Origin of the sequence: Pontibacter pudoricolor (genome assembly GCF_010092985.1) — a bacterium.
Lineage (GTDB): Bacteria > Bacteroidota > Bacteroidia > Cytophagales > Hymenobacteraceae > Pontibacter > Pontibacter pudoricolor.
In genome coordinates this window covers 2,126,481-2,145,609 of record NZ_CP048106.1, presented here as the reverse complement: position 1 = coordinate 2,145,609, position 19,129 = coordinate 2,126,481, and the positions used below count along the sequence as shown (strand labels likewise).

Genomic DNA, 19,129 nt, shown 5'->3' with positions numbered 1-19,129 from the left:
TTATAGTTTAAAACTTACAAAATATTTAACAAAAATAATAATCGCTTAATATTATAGTAATATTTCAGTTGCAAATATAACTTGCCTTAGTTTGGTAAGATTCCAAAAGGTTACAAATTTTTGTGAACTGATATATTTTAATGGTGAACGGCGTGGAAACGACTTTTTAAGTAATTTCGCATACGATGGAAAAAGAAAAAAGACATCTGCCAATCGGGATTTTTGATAGCGGTATTGGCGGACTTACTGTAGCTCAGGCTATTACAAAAGTGCTGCCGAACGAGAAGCTGATTTACTTTGGCGATACGGCTCACTTGCCATACGGCGACAAGTCTACTGCTGCCATACAGGCATACGCTGTTAAGATCTGCGACCTGCTTCTGAAACAACAGTGCAAGGTCATACTGATTGCCTGCAACTCAGCATCGGCGGCAGCTTACGAACTGGTAAAAGAATATGTTGGAAGCAAAGCTAAGGTGCTCAATGTTATTGACCCGATCGTATCCTACATTGGTACTTCTTACCCGGGCAGTACCATCGGCCTGATCGGTACCAAGCAAACTATAAACTCGAATGTGTACCGCAAAAAAGTGGATGCTCTGGACTTAGGAATAGAGCTGAAATCGCATGCCACGCCGCTGCTGGCGGCCATGATTGAAGAGGGCTTTTTTAATGATAACATCTCTGAAAGTGTTATTCATACCTATTTATCAGATCCGGACCTGCAGGGAATAGAAGCACTTATACTTGGCTGCACGCATTATCCGCTTATTAAAAAACAGATAAAAAATTTCTATAAGGGTGATGTGGATGTGCTGGATGCCAGTCTTATAGTAGCGCAGTACGTTAAAGATTACCTGGAGAAGAATAACCTGGCTTCAGATAAACTGCTTGGCGATCACCACTTCTATGTGTCAGACTTCACCCGTTCCTTCGAAGAAAGCACCCGTATCTTCTTCCAGCGCCAGGTAGAGTTAGAGCATTATCCGTTGTGGGAGTAAGTGGAGTTAGAAAGTTGGAAAGTTAGAAAGTGCTTCGCTCTAAGTACTAGTAGTGGAAGTCTTAATTATCTTACAGTTTTCCTTTTGTCATCCCGAGCGCCAGTCGAGGGATCTTAAATGTCTACAGTTCTCTTTTGTCATTTCGAACAGCGTGAGAAATCTGAGTGCTATAGTTTGCTACTCTACAACTTGAACCAAGCCTTTTCTTTCATAGTGTTCCTTAATCCTGGGAGCTTTACTTGCCTATTGTTTCAATTTAGCTTTGGTGCCCTCACGGCCGGGAGGCCCCGTCTTGGGGGTAGGGGCCCTCGATAAGGGCATCGCGCTGCTGCTTTCTTGCTACCCTCGTACCTCAGGTTGCCTGACGGCACCACAACAAAGCAAAGGCGCTCAACCCAAAGACTGCGATCAGTTCGATAGCTATAGTTGCTATAGTTGGAAAGGCAATAGTTGCATCGCTTTATCATGTTTGTATTTCTGTAGGGACAGGTCGCGACCTGTCCGCTCGACAGGCTGTAACTATAGAACCATAACTCAAACTATAGCAAACTCAGATTTCTCCCGCTGGTCGAAATGACAGATGGACAAGCCGTAGCAGAAAAGTCCCCCTTTGAAGGGGCAGGGGGATGACAAACGGTAACTATAGAACAAGAAACTAAACTATAGCAACAACAGAGATTCCCCTCTTGGGAGGGGTAGGGGTGGGTTAAAACAGTAACTATAAAACAATATCCAAAACTATAGCAAAGGCTGTAAAGCTCCTTCCCCTGTTTTGGGGGTAGGGGCCCTCTTTTAAAGGGGAAGGCTGGGAAGGGGTAAAACTATAAAACGATAACTCCAACTATAAACAACAGGATAAGCCCCTTTTCACTTTAAACATCAGCCTGAGAAAGGCCTAAATCCCGTGATAATTACCAAAATCAGGCTAAAAACCGTACCTTTAACTGTAATCCATCAGAACTCATGAAAAAACGATACCTGCGCATCGGCGACCTGAAACGAAACGCTTTTATTGTAGCAGCTGCTACCTGTATGGGCCTGACCAGTTGCGGAACAGACAATAGTAACAGCACAACAGGCACCAGCGAAGAAGTGAAAGTGCCGGATGGCATCATTACTGAACTTACAGAAGAAGCACCGGACCAGTGGAAAATAACCGATGAGCGAACCACCGTTCCCGGAGCAAGCATGGCTATCCTGAAGTATAAAGATGGCCGGGTTGATACTCTGAAAGGCCTGGAACTGGAGAACCAGATGAAAGATGTTGCTGCTAATCAGAACACCTATAATCAGGGTGGATTTGGCTTAGGAAGCGTACTTTGGTGGAGCGGTATGGGCTATATGGCTGGCCGTATGATGTCGCCGAGACCTGGATACTACGCTAACCCGGGCGTTATGAACAACACAGCAGCCTGGCGCCAGAATGTGCAAACCTATCGACAGCAGTCCACGGCACCGCGCTCCGGCAGAAGCGGTTACTTCAGAGGCCGTAGCAGTGGCAGCGGTTTTGGTGGTTAATCCATACTTCAGAACATAAACTTCATGTTTGATAATCTAAGAATCAGAGTTCGCCTGGAACCACACTCCGGCGATGTTGAAACTGCTGTGCGCGGACTAGGCTGGGAATGGTGTGTAGAAGATGGTTGTGCCAACTATGTGCCCGGCGAAGCCGTGGTGCTAAACGAACAGGATGCCGATACGTTACTGGAAGCTGCCGATACACTCTATAATATGATGGTGCAGGCTGTGCCTGATGAGTTGCCAGATGCTTTCCTGAATGTGCTGGGCATACCGCAGAACCTGTGGCAACTGGTGCGCCAGTCCTGGAACGACGACCGCCACTGGCATTTGTACGGTCGCTTTGATCTGGCGCAAACTCCTGAAGGTCCGAAACTGATTGAGTTTAATGCCGATACGGCAACTTCTATACCTGAGACGGCTGTCGTGCAATGGGCGAGCCTGGCTGCTGCCGGTAAAAAGGATGCGAACCAATATTCTGGCTTATACGAGGCGTTGGTAGAGCAATTTAAGGCCTGGCGCATGATGAACAGCGATCTTGCCCCGGCTTTATTGTTAACCTACATTGGCGGTAGTGCTGAAGATGAAACAAATTGCGCTGTATTGGCTCAGGCGGCTAAAGAAGCTGGTTTTGACACACATCTTTGCCCGATAGATGAAGTAAATATCTCGACAGAAGGAACCGAGCGTGGCGTGTGGGCGCAGGTCGAACATGAACATTGGCAACAGTTTCCGTTCCTTTTTAAGTTACTGCCCTGGGAGCAGATTGCCTGGGAAGAACCAGAGCTTTGCGAAAGCCTCACCCAACTCTCCCGATCCAGAAATTTAGTTATCGCAAACCCGGCATATACCTTGTTGTTCCAAAGTAAAGGCATGCTGGCCTGGCTCTGGAAAGCCTATCCATATCACCCGCTTTTACTCGAAGCAGATTTATCACCACTGAGCGGCAAATACATCCGCAAACCATATTTCGGCAGGGAAGGGCAGAGTGTAGAAGTGGTAGATAAAGTGCGTGTAACCAAAATGGAAGGCGAATACGATCAGCAACAGCAGGTATACCAGCGCTGGTGCGAATTACCCCAGGACAACAAAGGTTACACCTATCAGGCGGGCGTTTTCTGGGCCGGCGAAGCCAGCGCCATCGGTTTCCGCCGCGAAAAAGGCATCATCACCAACCTGTCGCAGTTTGTACCGCATTTAGTAGAGTAGCCAAAATTTATCAGAAGTATACAATGTCTATAGAATCAGAAGCAGACTTAATTGGGATTACAAAGGTTAGCGAAGTTGTTGCTATTACTTTGAAGAAAATGCGGGAGCATGCAAGGCCAGGTATGACTACTAAGGAACTGGATAACTATGGTTATGAAATCCTGCATTCTTTCAGCGCAAAATCAGCACCTAAAGTAACCTATAACTTTCCCGGATATACCTGCATCAGCGTGAACAACGAAGCTGCTCATGGTATACCGTCTGATAAAACAGTACTGAAGGAAGGTGACCTGGTAAATATTGATGTCTCGGCGGAATTGGGAGGTTACTTTGCAGACAATGGTGGCTCTTTTGTAGTGGGCGAAGATATACATGGTCTGAATAAACTTGTTGATACTTCAACAAGCGCTTTGCATAAGGCGCTGAAGGAAATAAAAGGTGGTGTAAGAATTTCAGATATCGGTAGAATAATTGAGACAGAAGCGAAAAGGAATGGGTTTAAAGTAATCCGGAATCTGGTAGGCCATGGTGTGGGACGAAGCCTGCACGAAGCGCCACATGAAATTCCCTGCTTTTACGACAAGTTTAATACACAGCGATTCAGGAAAAACACTGTGGTGGCTGTAGAAACGTTTATCTCTACCAAAGGGAGCTACACCCGCGATAAAGGCGATGGCTGGACGCTTTTGGCAGAGAAGGGTGGCTTTGTAGCACAACACGAACATACTATACTTATTACCGACGGTGAGCCTGTTATACTTACCAAGGCTAATGGTATTTAATATATCCTGTCAATTCCTAATCCTGAAAATCCTGATTCAGACAAATCACCACATCCCCGAATTTCCAAATTAAAACTTACCTTTGCCTGCTTATAAACCCTGAACGCCTATGCTCGCTTTTGTGCTAACACTTGTACTGTTGCTTTCGATAGTGATCGTGCTGGCGTATGCAGAGCGGAAGGTGGCGGCATTTATGCAGGACAGGCTTGGCCCCACAGAAGCAGGTCCATATGGTTCGTTGCAGTCGGTGCTGGATGTGCTGAAGTTATTGCAGAAAGAAGACATTGTTCCCGCTGCTGCTGATAAGAACCTTTTCAAGCTAGCTCCGATCTTAATTTTTGCTGCTGTTTTTGCTGGTTTTGCCGTTATCCCTTTCACGCCGGACCTGGTGCCAGCGGGTATCGGTATTGGCGTTTTTTACCTGCTGGCGATTATCTCATTAGATGTAGTTGGATTGCTAATGGCCGGTTGGGGTTCCAATAACAAATATGCCATGCTGGGTGCGATGCGCTCGGTGGCCCAGATCGTTTCCTATGAGATTCCGGCTGGGTTGGCTATACTTTCAGCAGTCATGATTTGCCAATCTCTGGATTTTCAGGAGATCAGTTACCAGCAGGGCGCTTTAATGAACCGGTTTCCGGGGCTGGAGTTTGAGATGAACTGGCTGTTTGGCATCGAGGCCCTGGGCATTAACACGACAACTATAGGCGGCATTACCACCTGGAACATTTTCCGGGCACCTATACTTTTGATTTCCTTTATCATATACTTTATAGCGTCGCTGGCTGAGAGCAACCGTGCCCCTTTTGATATTCCGGAAGCGGAGTCGGAGCTGGTGGCGGGTTTTCACGTAGAATATTCAGGGTTCCGGTTTGCGATATTGTTCCTGGCAGAGTATAGTATGATGGTGCTGGTTAGTTTAGTAGCTGTTATTCTATTCCTGGGTAGCTGGAACACGCCATTGCCAAACATCGGCCCTGTTAGCCTGGCTTACTGGACAACCGGAACCGTAGGAGAACTATCAGGGATACTCTGGGGTGGTTTCTGGTTACTGAGCAAAACGTTTGTACTGTTGTTCCTGCAGTTGCAGATACGCTGGACATATCCACGCCTGCGCGTAGATCAGCTCATGCACCTATGCTGGAAAGTGCTCACGCCAATTGCATTGGGTGTAGTGTTGATGGCAGGCATCTGGCGATTGTTAATGATATGATATTAGTTAAAAGTTAAGAGTTTAAAGTCAAAAGTGATTTGAACTCATAACTCTTAACTCAAAACTCTTAACTTGAACGAAGTGAAAAATAGATCCGGATTCTGGTTTGCGGTGACGTCGCTGATAAGTGGCCTGCGCCTGACGTGGAAACACTTCTGGAATGCCAAAAACCGCCGTACTCCGGAGTACGTGACCGATAAAAATTACTTTAACCAACCCGACGGACTGGTAACGCTGACTTACCCCTACGAAGCCATTCCTGTTCCTGACAACGGCCGGTACCGCCTGCATAATGAGATCGACGATTGTATAGTTTGTGACCTTTGCGCCAAGATCTGCCCTGTTAACTGCATCACGATAGAGTCTGTGAAAGCTACGGAAGAGATCGGGCTAACATCTGACGGAACCAAAAAGCGACTATATGCCCCGGTTTTCGACATTGATATGGCTAAGTGCTGTTACTGTGGCCTTTGCACTACCGTTTGCCCAACCGACTGCCTGACCATGACGCCCGTGTACGATTTCGCGGAAGTAGATATCAAAAACATGATCTACCATTTCACAGATCTTTCGCCGGAGCAGGCTGAAGAGAAAAAGGAGCTTCTGGCAAAGCAGCAGGAGGAAATGGCGGCGGCCAAGGCAGCTGCACTGGCAGCAAGAAAGCAGGCTTAATTGTTAATACAAAGTCCATGCAACGAAGATTCTTAATGCTTTGAATGGAGAGCCTTTTGAGAAACTAACAACGAATAACGAGCAACTAATAACGAAATAAATGCTTTTCTACATCTTCGCAATACTGGCTATAGTTTCGGGGGCATACATGGTGCTGACGCGCAACCTGCTGTATGCTGGTTTTTCGTTGCTTATAGTATTGCTGAGTATTGCCGGCATTTATGTGCTGTTGTTTGCTGATTTTATAGCAGTAACCCAACTGATGGTATATGTGGGAGGCGTACTGGTGCTGATACTTTTCGGTATCATGCTCAGCAGCCGCGTGCACGATAAATCGGTGTTGTCGGAGAACGTGAATACGGTTTGGGGTACGCTGGTGGCGGGGCTTATAGTTGTGGGGTTGAGCTACAGCATCCTTAAATCTAATATCAGCTCACTGCCATGGCTGCAAACTATGGAAATGGATGTGCTGGGCAACCAGAAAAGCACGGTTCAAACAATTGGTATAAAACTGATGACTGACTTCGTGCTGCCATTCGAGATAGCCTCCCTGTTGCTGCTTATTGCCCTGATGGGAGCTGCGTACATTGCCACCGATAAACAGAAAGTTTAAGTATGAATATTCCCTTAGAACATATCTTACTTCTGAGTGCCGTGCTATTTGGTATTGGCATACTGGCAGTTATTACCAAGCGCCATGCGGTGGTAGTACTGATGGGGATCGAGCTGATCTTTAATGCAGCCAACCTGAACCTGGTAGCATTCAGCCGTCATGATCCGCAGTTGTTGCAGGGGCAATTATTCTCCCTGTTTGTTATAGTTATTGCCGCCGCCGAGGCTGCTATTGCCCTGGCTATAGTTCTGCGCGTTTACCAGCATTTCAAAACCGCCAATCTGAGTGATATTGTAACCGACGTTAATAAGTAAGTCTTGCAGGTAATCAACACGCAACTATAAGTATAAAATTTAAGCAATATACTTAACTTTGGCAGCTGAAAACTGCATGCAACTGAAACTATAGACCTGAACTTGGAGCTTACTGAACTTTTGAAGCCATTGGCTGGCACGCCCCAAACCACTACTGCTCTGGTGGTGCTGTTGCTGCCGCTACTGGCTTTTTTGGTACTGTTCGGTTTCGGTAAGCGCCTCCCACGCCGTGGCGACTGGCTGGCTATTGGTATTTCAGCTATCACCTTTGCGCTTTCGGTTTACCTTTTCACACAGACCTGGAACACAGAAACTTATCATACCCGAACCGTCTGGTTTAGTCTGCCCTCCGCTATAGTTTCCGATTTTACAGCCGGTTTACTTCTGGATAACCTCACGGTGCTCATGCTGGTGATCGTGACCTTCATCTCTACACTGGTACAGCTGTTCTCGGTTGGGTATATGCACGGCGACACAGGCTATCATCGCTATTTTGCTTACCTGGGGTTGTTTACATTCAGTATGCTCGGTATTGTGCTGGTCGATAACCTGTTACTGCTTTTTATCTTCTGGGAACTGGTGGGTTTCTCGTCGTATCTGCTGATAGGTTTCTGGTTCGAGCGGCCGGCAACAGTGGAAGCTAACAAAAAAGCCTTCCTGGTGAACAGAGTAGGGGATATAGGTCTGCTGCTCGGTTTGTTTGCTTTCTACACGTATTTCCGCACCTTCGACCTGGAAACCCTCAGAACACTTATCGGCTCAGGCGAGTGGCTAAACAGCAGTTTTATAGTTTCCTATAGTTTAAATGGGGAGCCCTGGCTGCTGGAATTGAGCCCGTTACTGCTGACCTTAGCCGGATTAGGATTGTTTATGGGGTGTGTGGGCAAGTCGGCACAGTTTCCGTTACAGATATGGTTGCCTGATGCCATGCAGGGCCCTACGCCGGTTTCTTCGTTGATACATGCCGCAACTATGGTGGCAGCAGGTGTTTACCTACTGGCACGGTGCTATGCTTTTTTTACCCCGGATGCACTAACCGTTATTGCTATAGTTGGTGCCATTACGGCTTTACTTGGAGCGCTTGCCGCTCTGAATCAATTCGACATCAAAGCAGTGCTGGCCTTTTCTACTATTTCGCAGCTGGGCTATATGGTAATGGGAATGGGAACAGGGGCGTATGATGCCTCGCTCTTCCACCTGACCACACACGCCTTTTTTAAAGCTGCGTTGTTCCTGAATGCCGGTATCATCATTCATGCCATGCACCGAGGACTGCACCACGCACAACTGGAGAATGTAGATCCGCAGGATATCCGAAATATGGGCGGACTGCGCAAAACTATGCCATTCACATTCTATAGTTATTTGCTAGCAACTGCAGCTTTGGCCGGTATTCCGCTTACATCCGGTTTTCTTTCCAAAGATGCCATACTTTCGGTTAGCTGGGCATGGGCGCAAACTATGAGCGCAAACGGTAATCTGTTATACTTTATAGTTCCGGTAACCGGCTTTGTAGTGGTGGTGCTAACAGCGTATTACATGACGCGCCACATGTGGTTCATGTTCTTCGGTAGTTTCCGGGTGCCTTTCAATGTGACCCAGATCCGCTTCTCTTCAAAACTGGAAACCGAACGTGTCATGTTGGTGCCGGTAATACTACTGGCTATTCTATCGTCAGGTATTTTCTTCTCCTTAAACCCATTGAGTTTTAGTGGCAGCTGGGTGGTAAATGGTATCGGCTTAGAAAATCTGCCGCTTAGCCTGCTTGCTGCAGAACTGGTGCAGGCTGTAGCGATACAGGATGATGCAAACCATTTGGTGCACATTGTAATCGGAGTTGCTTCTGCCTTACTGGCTATAGTTGGTATTGCGATAGCGCTCATCAAATATAACCGGAAAACGAGCGAACAACTAGCAACCGAGCAGCTGAACAGCACCTTTGCCCGACTCAGTTATAATCACTTTTACCTTGATACTTTCTTTAACACAACTTTTGTAAAGCCAGCACTCTGGACAGCTACTACGCTTTACCGTGTCGATAAACGCATCATAGATTATACCCTGAACTATGGCAGTAAATGGCTGGTCGTGCTTTCTAAAATGGTGAGTTGGTTCGACAGGCTGGTAGTAGACGGATCGGTGTGGCTGGTAGGAGCACTGTCGAAGGTATTCGGAATGCTTGGCCGGAACCTGCAGAATGGGAAAGTACAGAGTTATTATGCCTATTCGCTTTTCGGATTTATTTTGGTTATACTATATATCGTCTTGTTTTAAAGTATCTTTGGGACTAGGATTTTTGAGATTTAAGAGATTATAGGATTTTGCTTTAGGTGGTCTTAAAAACAACTGTCAGCAATTATCATTCAGCGATTAACAATCAACCATAAAAACAGTTGATGGATTTTATACTTAGTAGCCTTATTTTTTCACCTCTATTAGCAGCGCTTGTATTGCTGCTTATGCCCGCTCGTCTGCAAAAGACGGCGAAGGTAGTAGCATTGCTGGGCGCGTTGCTGCAAATGGTACTGGCTATCGTTTTATACTTCCGTTTTGATGGTACCGCCGCCGCCAACGGGCAACAGGGCTACCAGTTTGTAGAAAAACTAAACTGGATCGGTTTTTCGTTGGGTAGCCTTGGTCGTTTCCAGATCGAGTACTTTGTAGGTGTGGATGGGATCAGTATCAGCATGGTGCTGCTCACAGGCATCATCGGCGTTATCGGCGTCATCTCATCCTGGACTATCACCAAAAATGTAAAGGGTTACTTCCTGCTATACCTGTTGCTGCTTACCAGTGTAATGGGCTGTTTCCTGGCGCTGGATTTCTTCCTGTTTTACCTGTTCTTCGAATTTATGCTCCTGCCGATGTATTTCCTGATCGGTATCTGGGGTGGCCCGAAACGCGAATATGCTGCTATCAAGTTCTTTATTTACACCTTGGTCGGTTCGCTTTTTATCCTGATCGTGATGATCGGGTTATATACTTCTGTGATCGATCCGTTAGCTACAGCAGCTCAATTAGGTATGCTGCAAACCAGTGGAATTAATCCGGATATGATCCTGCAGGTGCAGCAATCCTTGCAACAAAATGTAATCCAGGGGGCTGATCTTGTTCGCACATTCAGCATTCCGGCCATGATGGATCCAGCCAACTTTATACCTGGCAGTTTGCTGCATGTACTGTCGGGTACAATGTTGTGGGACCTGCCGATCCGCTTTATCGCTTTCCTGTTACTGTTTGCCGGTTTTGCCATTAAAGTGCCGTCGGTTCCGGTGCATACCTGGCTTCCGGACGCACACGTGGAGGCTCCAACGCCTATATCTGTATTACTGGCTGCCATACTTTTAAAGGTGGGCGGTTATGGTCTGATTCGTATCGTTTACCCGATCTTCCCGGATGCCGGTGCTTATTTTGCCGTACTGGTGGGTGGCCTGGGCGTACTCTCCATTATCTATGGTGCCCTTTGCGCACTGGCCATGAACGACCTGAAAAAGCTGATCGCTTACTCGTCGGTATCGCATATGGGTTTTGTGTTGCTGGGACTGGCTTCGCTTACTTCAGAAGGCGTGAACGGCGCTATCTACATGATGTTCAGCCACGGTATTATTTCAGCGATGCTCTTCCTGGTAGTTGGTGTTATTTATGATCGCGCACACGACCGCATGATCCTGAACTTCCGTGGGTTGGCCAAGCGTATGCCGGCTTATACGACGTTTGTAGTAATTGCTTTCTTTGCCTCGCTGGGCTTGCCGGGCTTCTCCGGATTTATAGCCGAGTTGCTGGTGTTAGTTGGTGGTTTTAGTTCTCCCGATATCACGGGTCTGCTGCCACGCTGGCTAACTATAGTTGCCGTTTTTGGTTTGTTACTGGCGGCTGCTTACTACCTGTGGGCACTGCAGCGCATGTTCTTTGGCAAGTACTGGATTTTCCCGGAACTACGTGAGAAAGCAACTATGTCGGACCTGAATAGGAGAGAATACCTGATGCTAGTACCACTGGCCATACTTGCCTTTGTGTTCGGAATTTTCCCGCACCTGTTGCTGGATAAAATTGGCATGACCGCTCAGGGCTTTACAGAACTGGTGCTCAGAAGCGGGCAGGAACAGCTGAATATGGTGTTGTCTATTATAGTTAAATAAAGTATTGCTCTTCCGGATTTCCATATCCGGAAGCAATCTGTAGGGGATGTCCACATCCCCGTGACATGGTTTACGCGGATCTGGAGAGCCGCAGCAGATTGGTTTCGGATTTGGAAATCCGAAACAGCGGAAAACAGCAAAAAGAAATTAAGTTACAAGTGAAGGAACAGGCAGCTTTATTATCTGAGAAGATCGACGCCATTATTGCCGGGGCAGGTTCGCTGTTGCCTGAGTTATTGCTGGCTGGTTTCTTTCTTCTGCTGGTTACGCTCGATCTTTTCAAATCAAAAACTATAAAGCAGATGCTGCCGTGGCTGGCACTTACCGGGCTTTTCTCCGCGTTCGTACTTCAAATTTTAGGCGGCTACACATCAAGTGGCGTGCAGTTTCTTAATTTGCTGCGCTCAGATGGATTGGCAAGATACGGCGGTATCCTTTTCAGCGCAGCCGGTATCTTTACCATACTTCTGTCACTTCAAAGCAGGTCCCTGGAAAACCTGAAAGAAGGGAAAGGCGAATATTATGCCCTGATCCTGATGTTGGTGCTGGGCCTGAACCTGATGGCAAAGTCCATTAACCTGCTCATGGTTTTCCTGGCTATCGAAGTGGTTTCCATAGCATCTTACATCCTTACGCTTACTTTAAAACACGAAAAACGCGCTGTTGAAGCCGGCCTGAAATATATCCTCTACGGTACCCTGTCGGCAGGGGTGATGCTGTATGGCATGTCGTTTTTCTATGGCTTTACCGGCTCGCTGAACTATACCGAAGGCACTTTCTGGCAGGCACTTTTGCAGGCAGATTACCTGCTGGTAACGATAGCTGCTATACTTGTATTTGCCGGTTTCTTCTTTAAAATTTCAGCTGCACCTTTCCATTTCTGGGTGCCGGATATATACCAGGGAGCACCCATGCCTATAGTTGCCCTGTTCTCTACGGGTCCTAAAATGGCGGGTATCATTGTTATCCTTCGCTTCATAGCCGCCTTCAACGATCCGGCTGTAGCTTCTTATTTCGATGATATTTTATGGTTCCTGGGTATAGCGGCTCTGGCTACGCTGGCTATTGGTAATTTTACAGCACTATGGCAAAAAACGCCACGCAGGCTGATGGCTTATTCGTCAGTTTCGCATGCGGGTTTCCTGCTGATGGCCTTGCTGGCTTTCGGAACCAACTATAGTTCGGGTGTGCTGTTTTACCTGTCGGTGCTGCTGTTCATGAACTATGGCATTTTCCTGTTCCTGCAGATAACGGAAGAGAATTTTGGGGTTACTAAGCTGGAGCACTTTACGGGCTTAGGGCATAAATTACCTTACCTGGGCATAATGGCGTTGCTGTACCTGTTGTCGCTAACCGGGCTTCCGCCGTTGGCTGGTTTTATGGGCAAGCTGTTAATTTTTAGTAATGTCTGGGAAGCCTATAGTTCATCGAACCAAACCATGCTGCTGGTGCTTTTGGTAGCGGGTGTGCTGCTCACCGGCGTTGCCCTATTCTATTATATCAGGATTCCATACTACCTTTTCTTTAAAAGGAATTATACTGAAGAAAAATTAGTTATTTCACTGTCGAATAAGCTGCTGCTGGGGTTTTTTGCGTTGCCGCTGCTGGTCCTGTTTTTTAAACCCGACCTGCTGCTGCACTGGATCGAAAAGCTGCTGGCACAGACACTTTAACAGCAAACATGAGCGATTCAATAAAACACGAATGCGGTATAGCCCTGATCAGGCTCCGAAAACCAATTGAGTATTACGTTGAGAAGTATGGCACGCCCATGTACGGCGTTAACAAGCTGTTCCTGCTTATGCAGAAGCAGCACAACCGCGGCCAGGACGGGGCAGGTGTTGCCAGCATTAAAATAGATGCCGGACCGGGCATGGAATACATCAGCCGTTTCCGTTCCGTAAAGACCCGTGCCATCGACAGCATTTTTGGCAAGATTGGCAAAGAGTACAAAGAGCTGAAAGAACAAAACCCTGAGAAAGCGGATGACACCAACTGGATTTGGCAGAATATGCCTTTCCTGGGCGATGTGTACCTGGGCCACCTGCGCTACGGCACACATGGCGTAAACAGCGTAGATAACTGCCACCCGATGGTGCGCGAAAACAACTGGCGAAGCCGAAGCCTTGCTGTTGCGGGTAACTTTAACATGACCAACGTAGAAGAGCAGTTCCAGAAACTGATCGAGCTTGGTCAGCATCCGAAACAAAAATCGGATACTATAACCGTTCTGGAAAAGATCGGCCACTTCCTGGACGAAGAAAACCAGGAACTGTTCGAATCTTACAAGCACGAGTTTACCAATAAAGAAATAACCAGCCTGATAGAAGAGAACCTTGACCTGGAACGTGTTTTAAAACGTGCCGGTAAGGACTTTGACGGTGGCTATGCGATGGCCGGATTAACTGGTTACGGAGCTTCGTTTGTTGTCCGCGACCCGAACGGTATTCGCCCTGCTTACTATTACATTGATGATGAAGTGGTAGTGGTAGCTTCTGAAAAACCAGCTATTAAAACTGCTTTTGATGTAGACTATAGCGCTATCAAGGAAATTACACCGGGGCATGCGCTTATAGTTGACAAGGAAGGTAATCCGTCGCTGAGAGAGATCATGGAGCCGCGCGAAAAGTTATCGTGCAGCTTCGAGCGCATTTACTTCTCCCGTGGTAACGATCCGGAAATTTATGAAGAGCGCAAGAACATGGGCAAGCGCCTTTGCGGCCAGATTCTGGAAGCCGTTAACTACGATCTCAAAAACACTGTTTTCTCTTACATCCCGAACACGGCCGAAACCTCTTGGCTGGGTATGATGAAGGGAATTGAAGATTACCTGCGCACGTACCGCAAACAGGCAATTCTGAACCAGGAACTTACCGAAGAGCAACTTGACGACATACTGCAGTTTAAGCCACGCGCTGAGAAGCTGGTTATCAAAGATGTTAAGCTACGCACCTTTATTACCGACGACAACAACCGCGACGACCTGGTAACGCACGTGTACGACACGACCTATGAAGTAGTAAAGAAAGGCATTGATACACTGGTTGTGCTGGATGATTCTATAGTTCGTGGTACTACCCTGGAAAAGTCTATCATTAAAATGCTGGACAAGCTGGAGCCGAAAAAGATCATTATCGTTTCCTGCGCGCCGCAGATCCGTTACCCGGATTGCTATGGCATTGATATGAGCCGGTTAAAAGAGTTTGTTGCTTTCCGTGCTATGCTGGCCCTTTTAAAAGATCGTGATCTATACTATAAAATTGATGAAGTGTACGATAAATGCCAGGCTGTAGAAGGAACCGAAGCATTTAAGGAAATCAACTTTGTAAAAGAGCTTTTCGACCTGTTTACGCATGATGAGATCTCTGCCAAAGTTTCTGAAATTGTGAAAGCGCCGGAAGTAAAAGCCGAAGTACAGGTAATTTATCAAACTATAGAAGACCTGCACCTGGCCTGCCCGAACCATAGAGGCGACTGGTATTTTACAGGTAACTACCCAACCCCGGGTGGTACACGCGTAGTAAACCGTGCGTTCATGAATTTTGTAGAGAAAAAAGCTGTAAGAGCTTATTAAACTAACTATAGCTATTTATAAGAAAGGCACTTCCTATAGTTGGGAAGTGCCTTTTTGTTTATGCTATAGTTGTTTGTCCTTTTCCTCTTCAACTACTTAAATGCCATTATTGGTTTTTTACTTAGTTGTGGGGCTAAAGACGATGAACTGCTGTTTCGGACATCTCTGTCCGAAATTTTACCTGTCGCGGACATCCTTGTCCGAGTAGTACAGGGACAAGGATGTCCCTTGCAGAGAGCTTCCGGACTCAGAAGTCCGAAAGGGCGGGTTGTTTTATTCTTTCTTTTGCCCTCGCTCGCGTCCCGCGAGTGTGAGCTATTATGCGGCCTCTGGCCGCTATAGTTTATAGGTCAGGTATTCCTCATACCTGGTTAGCAACGTGGCGGGACGCCACTTAATAGCTCACACTCGCGGGACGCGAGCGAGGACGTTAAATTTGGTTGTTTCATTATCTTTATTCTATGGCGCGAGCGTCATCGCTCGGGACGAACTATAGTTTGGGCCTCTGGCCCAGTTGAGTTGAAAACTCAACACTATTAAAAACCACAAGTTGAAAACTTGCGGCAGGAATAGAGCTCAAAACATCACTATTCTTCAAAGGAGTCTAAGGTTCTATAGTTAAAGCCAAATAAAAAGGACAGACCGTGGTCTGTCCCTGTAAACTTTAAAATCGATAGCCCTGGTACTGGGCTTATTTCTCCTCTACTGCCTTACCATCCTTATATACTATAGTTTTGATCACTTTACCATCTTCGTTATAGTGTTTCCAGGTGGTTACTTTTTTGTTGTTGATGTGCTTGCCTGTTACTTCTACTTTACCGTTTTCGAAGTACTGCTTATACGCCCCGAATTTCTTGCCGTCCTTATGCTCCGTTTCTGATTTAACTTTGCCTGAAGGGTAATACTCGTAGCTGAGGCCTATTATTTTGCCATCTTTGTAAACCGTTTTCGATTTTACCTGTCCATTTTCGTGGAACGTGAGCTGATCACCCTGCAGTTTTCCTTTGTCATATACTTCGCTGGTCCTTACCTTTTTACCGGGCTCATCAAAGTAGGTTTTCCAGTTGCCCTGCTGTAGTTTGTTTTTAAATTCTTCCTCAGCCTTAATATTTCCGCTGGCATAATAAGTGGTTACTTTTGTATCGGCGCCGTTGTTGCTATAGTTGCCTTGTTCGCGCAGGGTGCCATCTTCGTAAAAGAACTGGGTCTGGCCGGTTGGTTCGCCATTTTTATAGTTTATGACGCTTCTTAACTGCCCGTTCTGGTAAAATGATTTGCTCGGACCATTCATTTTACCGGCAGCAAAGCCACCTTCGGTACTTAACTTACCATCCGGGAAATAGCTTTTAAACGTGCCGTGGCGCTGGCCTGCTACGTTTATAACTTCCTGCTGCAGCTGGCCGTTCTGGTAATACGTTTTGTAAGATCCTTCCAGCATACCGGCTTTATAGTTGGCATCGCTCTCTAACTGGCCGTTCGGGTAGTAAGTTTTGGCAGGTCCGCTTTGCTGGCTGTTCTTATAGTATATCTCTGATTTTACCTTGCCATCCGGGTAATATTCCTTCACCAATCCTTCCGGGAATCCCTTCACAAAAGTGGTCTCTTTCCGTATCTGGCCATCATCATAAAAGGTTTTGAATAGGTTGCTCTGCTGGTCATTTTCATAACTGCCTTCCTGCATCAGACGGCCATCCGGGTGGAATGCCTGGAAAGGGCCCTGTTTCACATCCAGCTTATACGTTACCTTGATTTTAGGCTTGCCATTTGGGTAGAACTCCGTGAAGACGCTGTCTTTTTTACCTTCCACGAACTTTGCAAAAGCTTCTTTTTCGCCGGTAGGGTAGTAGCGGACATAGTTGCCAACTATAGCCGAATCCGGTTTCATAAAATAAACTTCTTTTATAGTTGTGCGGACTTCGTCGTGGTAGGTTACCACTTTTCGGGCTTGCCCTACAGCAACAGTGCTTACCAGCGACAGGGTAAACAGAACTGAAAATAATTTATACATACGGATGGAATACAATGGAATAACTAACCTATAGTTTAGAGCATGTTTAAAATTCATATTTTGCGCTGCAAACCATCCATAAAGGAACCTGACTTCATCTTTTTATCGCCACGTAGCGCTGCTATGCGGCTCAAAAAACATTTCCTCAGAACCCTTCTGTCTGATTTTCGCATGCAAAAACGAAATTTAAACATACTCTTAGGCTTTCTTTTTAACGATTTGTTTAGATACTAATTTCATAAACGGATCCGGGTCTTTTAAAAAGCCCTTCGCGAACTCAGCCGCTTTAGTATGGTTCACTTTATCCAGGCTCATCAAAGCCCTCCTGATAACATACTTGTCCTTATCACGAGTAACCAGGTTAACGAGTAATTTTTCCCGGTCTTCCACTTCTGTGTTACCGAGCAACTCGGCCGCCTGCCACCTGGCCTGCGACTGATCTGAATTGATAGCCTTTTTTACAAACCTGAGCTTAGATTCCAGTTTATCAACTATAGCCTGCAACACTGTTCCTGATTCGTTATCTATAGCCAGGGCATAAACCAGCTGTTGGGCCAGGTCATGGTTAAATTCCTTATTCAACTGTTCGAGGGCTTCATCGGCCGTTTTGTACAGTTCCTCCCAACCCGGATATTCAATTTCCCATTCTCCCAATCCCCGCTCTTCGTTATAAGTCTCAGGAGTCATGTTGGCCCAATTCCAGAACTTAGCTAATTCAGTCTCTAATGACATTCGTATCTTTAGTATAGATAAACACCAAAACTATAGTAATCAGTTTAATATACAGCTAAGGTATAAAAAAGAAGCCTTACGATTTAACGTAAGGCTTCCTGCAAATTGTATGCCTTAAGGCAAACTATAAGGTAAACTATAGTTTCTCGATAACAAGGGCAGAAGCGCCGCCACCACCGTTACAGATACCGGTTACACCAATCTTGCCGCCTTTTTTGTCCAGCACGTTGCAAAGTGTAGTTACAATACGCGCACCAGATGCACCCAGCGGGTGACCAAGCGATACTGCACCACCAAACACGTTTACGTTACCACCTTCCAGGCCAAGTTTCTGGTTATTAGCGATAGATACTACAGAGAATGCTTCGTTGATCTCATAGAAATCTACTTCCTCTGGCGTAACACCTGCATTTTTAAGTGCTTTCGGTATTGCCAGCGATGGCGTAGTTGTAAACCAGATCGGATCTTGCTCTGCGTCTGCAAAACCACGGATCTTCGCAATTGGCTTCACACCAAGTTCTTCTGCTTTCTCTTTGCTCATCAGTACAAGCGCAGCAGCACCATCATTCAGGGTTGATGCGTTAGCAGCTGTTACTGTACCTTCTTTATCAAACACCGGGCGAAGGCCAGGAATCTTATCAAAGCTAACTTTTTTGTATTCTTCGTCTTCCGATACAACTATAGGATCTTTGCCACGCTGCGGAATTTCAACCGGAATGATCTCGTCTTTCATTAAGCCGGCTTCAGCAGCAGCTGCAGACTTTTTGTAAGAACTGATCGCATATTCGTCCTGCATTTCGCGGGTAATCTTCATTTCGCGGGCAGTGTTTTCGGCAGCGTTACCCATATGGAAGTCATTGTAAACATCCCACAGGCCATCTCTTATCAGGCCGTCCGTCATTTGCGTGTGGCCCATTTTAGCGCCCCAACGTGCTTTTTCTACATAGTAAGGTACATTGCTCATGCTTTCCATACCGCCAGCCACGATTACATCTTTATGGCCCAGCATAATGGCCTGCGCCGCATACATGATTGCTTTTGTACCCGAAGCACAAACTTTATTTATAGTTGTACACTCTACGTTGTAGCCTAAGCCAGCCTTAACCGCAGCCTGTCGCGCCGGAGCCTGGCCAACATTAGCAGACAATACGTTACCCATGATAACTTCCTGTACCAGGTTTTTATCGATACCTGCTCTTTCTACAGCGCCTTTAATAGCCGCCGCACCAAGCTCAGTTGCAGAAAGGCTTGCCAGTGCACCACCGAAACTTCCGATAGGCGTACGAACAGCCGATATTATATAAACTTCTTTAGTTTGCATGATTTTGTAAGGATTTAATTGGTACTGTGAAAT

At 46.4% G+C, this 19,129-nt stretch carries 15 protein-coding genes; 12 read left to right on the top strand and 3 right to left on the bottom strand.

Going from position 1 to position 19,129, the window contains the following annotated elements; genetic code table 11:
* Positions 1 to 185 precede the first annotated feature (185 nt).
* The 12 genes from murI to GSQ66_RS09160 all read left to right on the top strand — a co-directional run bounded on the left by murI (position 186) and on the right by GSQ66_RS09160 (position 15,035).
* Positions 186 to 1,001, top strand: a complete 816-nt coding sequence (gene murI, locus GSQ66_RS09215; protein WP_162427206.1) for a glutamate racemase — start codon at positions 186 to 188, stop codon at positions 999 to 1,001.
* Between the two features lie 963 nt (positions 1,002 to 1,964).
* Positions 1,965 to 2,519: a hypothetical protein gene (locus GSQ66_RS09210; protein ID WP_162427205.1), complete on the top strand. Its 555-nt coding sequence runs from the start codon at positions 1,965 to 1,967 to the stop codon at positions 2,517 to 2,519.
* Between the two features lie 24 nt (positions 2,520 to 2,543).
* Positions 2,544 to 3,728, top strand: a complete 1,185-nt coding sequence (locus tag GSQ66_RS09205; RefSeq protein WP_162427204.1) for a glutathionylspermidine synthase family protein — start codon at positions 2,544 to 2,546, stop codon at positions 3,726 to 3,728.
* 23 nt (positions 3,729 to 3,751) lie between these two features.
* Positions 3,752 to 4,510: a type I methionyl aminopeptidase gene (gene map, locus GSQ66_RS09200; RefSeq protein WP_162427203.1), complete on the top strand. Its 759-nt coding sequence runs from the start codon at positions 3,752 to 3,754 to the stop codon at positions 4,508 to 4,510.
* Between the two features lie 109 nt (positions 4,511 to 4,619).
* Positions 4,620 to 5,723: a complex I subunit 1/NuoH family protein gene (locus tag GSQ66_RS09195; protein ID WP_162427202.1), complete on the top strand. Its 1,104-nt coding sequence runs from the start codon at positions 4,620 to 4,622 to the stop codon at positions 5,721 to 5,723.
* 81 nt (positions 5,724 to 5,804) lie between these two features.
* Positions 5,805 to 6,395 (top strand): NuoI/complex I 23 kDa subunit family protein, encoded by a 591-nt coding sequence (locus tag GSQ66_RS09190; RefSeq protein WP_317164241.1) that lies wholly within the window; start codon positions 5,805 to 5,807, stop codon positions 6,393 to 6,395.
* A gap of 100 nt (positions 6,396 to 6,495) precedes the next feature.
* Positions 6,496 to 7,008 carry an NADH-quinone oxidoreductase subunit J family protein gene (locus tag GSQ66_RS09185; protein WP_162427201.1) on the top strand — a complete coding sequence of 171 codons (513 nt, stop codon included), beginning with the start codon at positions 6,496 to 6,498 and terminating at the stop codon, positions 7,006 to 7,008.
* A gap of 2 nt (positions 7,009 to 7,010) precedes the next feature.
* Positions 7,011 to 7,322, top strand: coding sequence for an NADH-quinone oxidoreductase subunit NuoK (gene nuoK, locus GSQ66_RS09180; RefSeq protein ID WP_162427200.1), 312 nt, complete (start codon positions 7,011 to 7,013; stop codon positions 7,320 to 7,322).
* A gap of 102 nt (positions 7,323 to 7,424) precedes the next feature.
* The gene (gene nuoL, locus GSQ66_RS09175) at positions 7,425 to 9,596 is read left to right on the top strand and encodes an NADH-quinone oxidoreductase subunit L (protein ID WP_238395882.1); all 2,172 of its coding nucleotides are present in this window, start codon (positions 7,425 to 7,427) and stop codon (positions 9,594 to 9,596) included.
* Positions 9,597 to 9,718: 122 nt separating this feature from the next.
* Complete coding sequence (locus GSQ66_RS09170; protein ID WP_162427199.1) at positions 9,719 to 11,461, top strand: complex I subunit 4 family protein; 1,743 nt, start codon at positions 9,719 to 9,721, stop codon at positions 11,459 to 11,461.
* Between the two features lie 65 nt (positions 11,462 to 11,526).
* Positions 11,527 to 13,134, top strand: a complete 1,608-nt coding sequence (locus GSQ66_RS09165) for an NADH-quinone oxidoreductase subunit N (RefSeq protein ID WP_238395881.1) — start codon at positions 11,527 to 11,529, stop codon at positions 13,132 to 13,134.
* Positions 13,135 to 13,142: 8 nt separating this feature from the next.
* Positions 13,143 to 15,035, top strand: coding sequence for an amidophosphoribosyltransferase (locus GSQ66_RS09160; RefSeq protein ID WP_162427198.1), 1,893 nt, complete (start codon positions 13,143 to 13,145; stop codon positions 15,033 to 15,035).
* A 691-nt stretch (positions 15,036 to 15,726) separates the two neighbouring features.
* On the opposite strand, the gene GSQ66_RS09155 is transcribed toward GSQ66_RS09160, so the two are convergent.
* From GSQ66_RS09155 to GSQ66_RS09145, 3 genes are all read right to left on the bottom strand, one after another.
* Entirely contained in the window at positions 15,727 to 17,100 is a 1,374-nt protein-coding gene (locus tag GSQ66_RS09155) for a toxin-antitoxin system YwqK family antitoxin (RefSeq protein ID WP_238395880.1), read from the bottom strand.
* A gap of 141 nt (positions 17,101 to 17,241) precedes the next feature.
* Positions 17,242 to 17,775, bottom strand: coding sequence for a HEAT repeat domain-containing protein (locus tag GSQ66_RS09150; RefSeq protein ID WP_162427197.1), 534 nt, complete (start codon positions 17,773 to 17,775; stop codon positions 17,242 to 17,244).
* 136 nt (positions 17,776 to 17,911) lie between these two features.
* Positions 17,912 to 19,096 (bottom strand): acetyl-CoA C-acyltransferase, encoded by a 1,185-nt coding sequence (locus GSQ66_RS09145; protein ID WP_162427196.1) that lies wholly within the window; start codon positions 19,094 to 19,096, stop codon positions 17,912 to 17,914.
* Positions 19,097 to 19,129 lie beyond the last annotated feature (33 nt).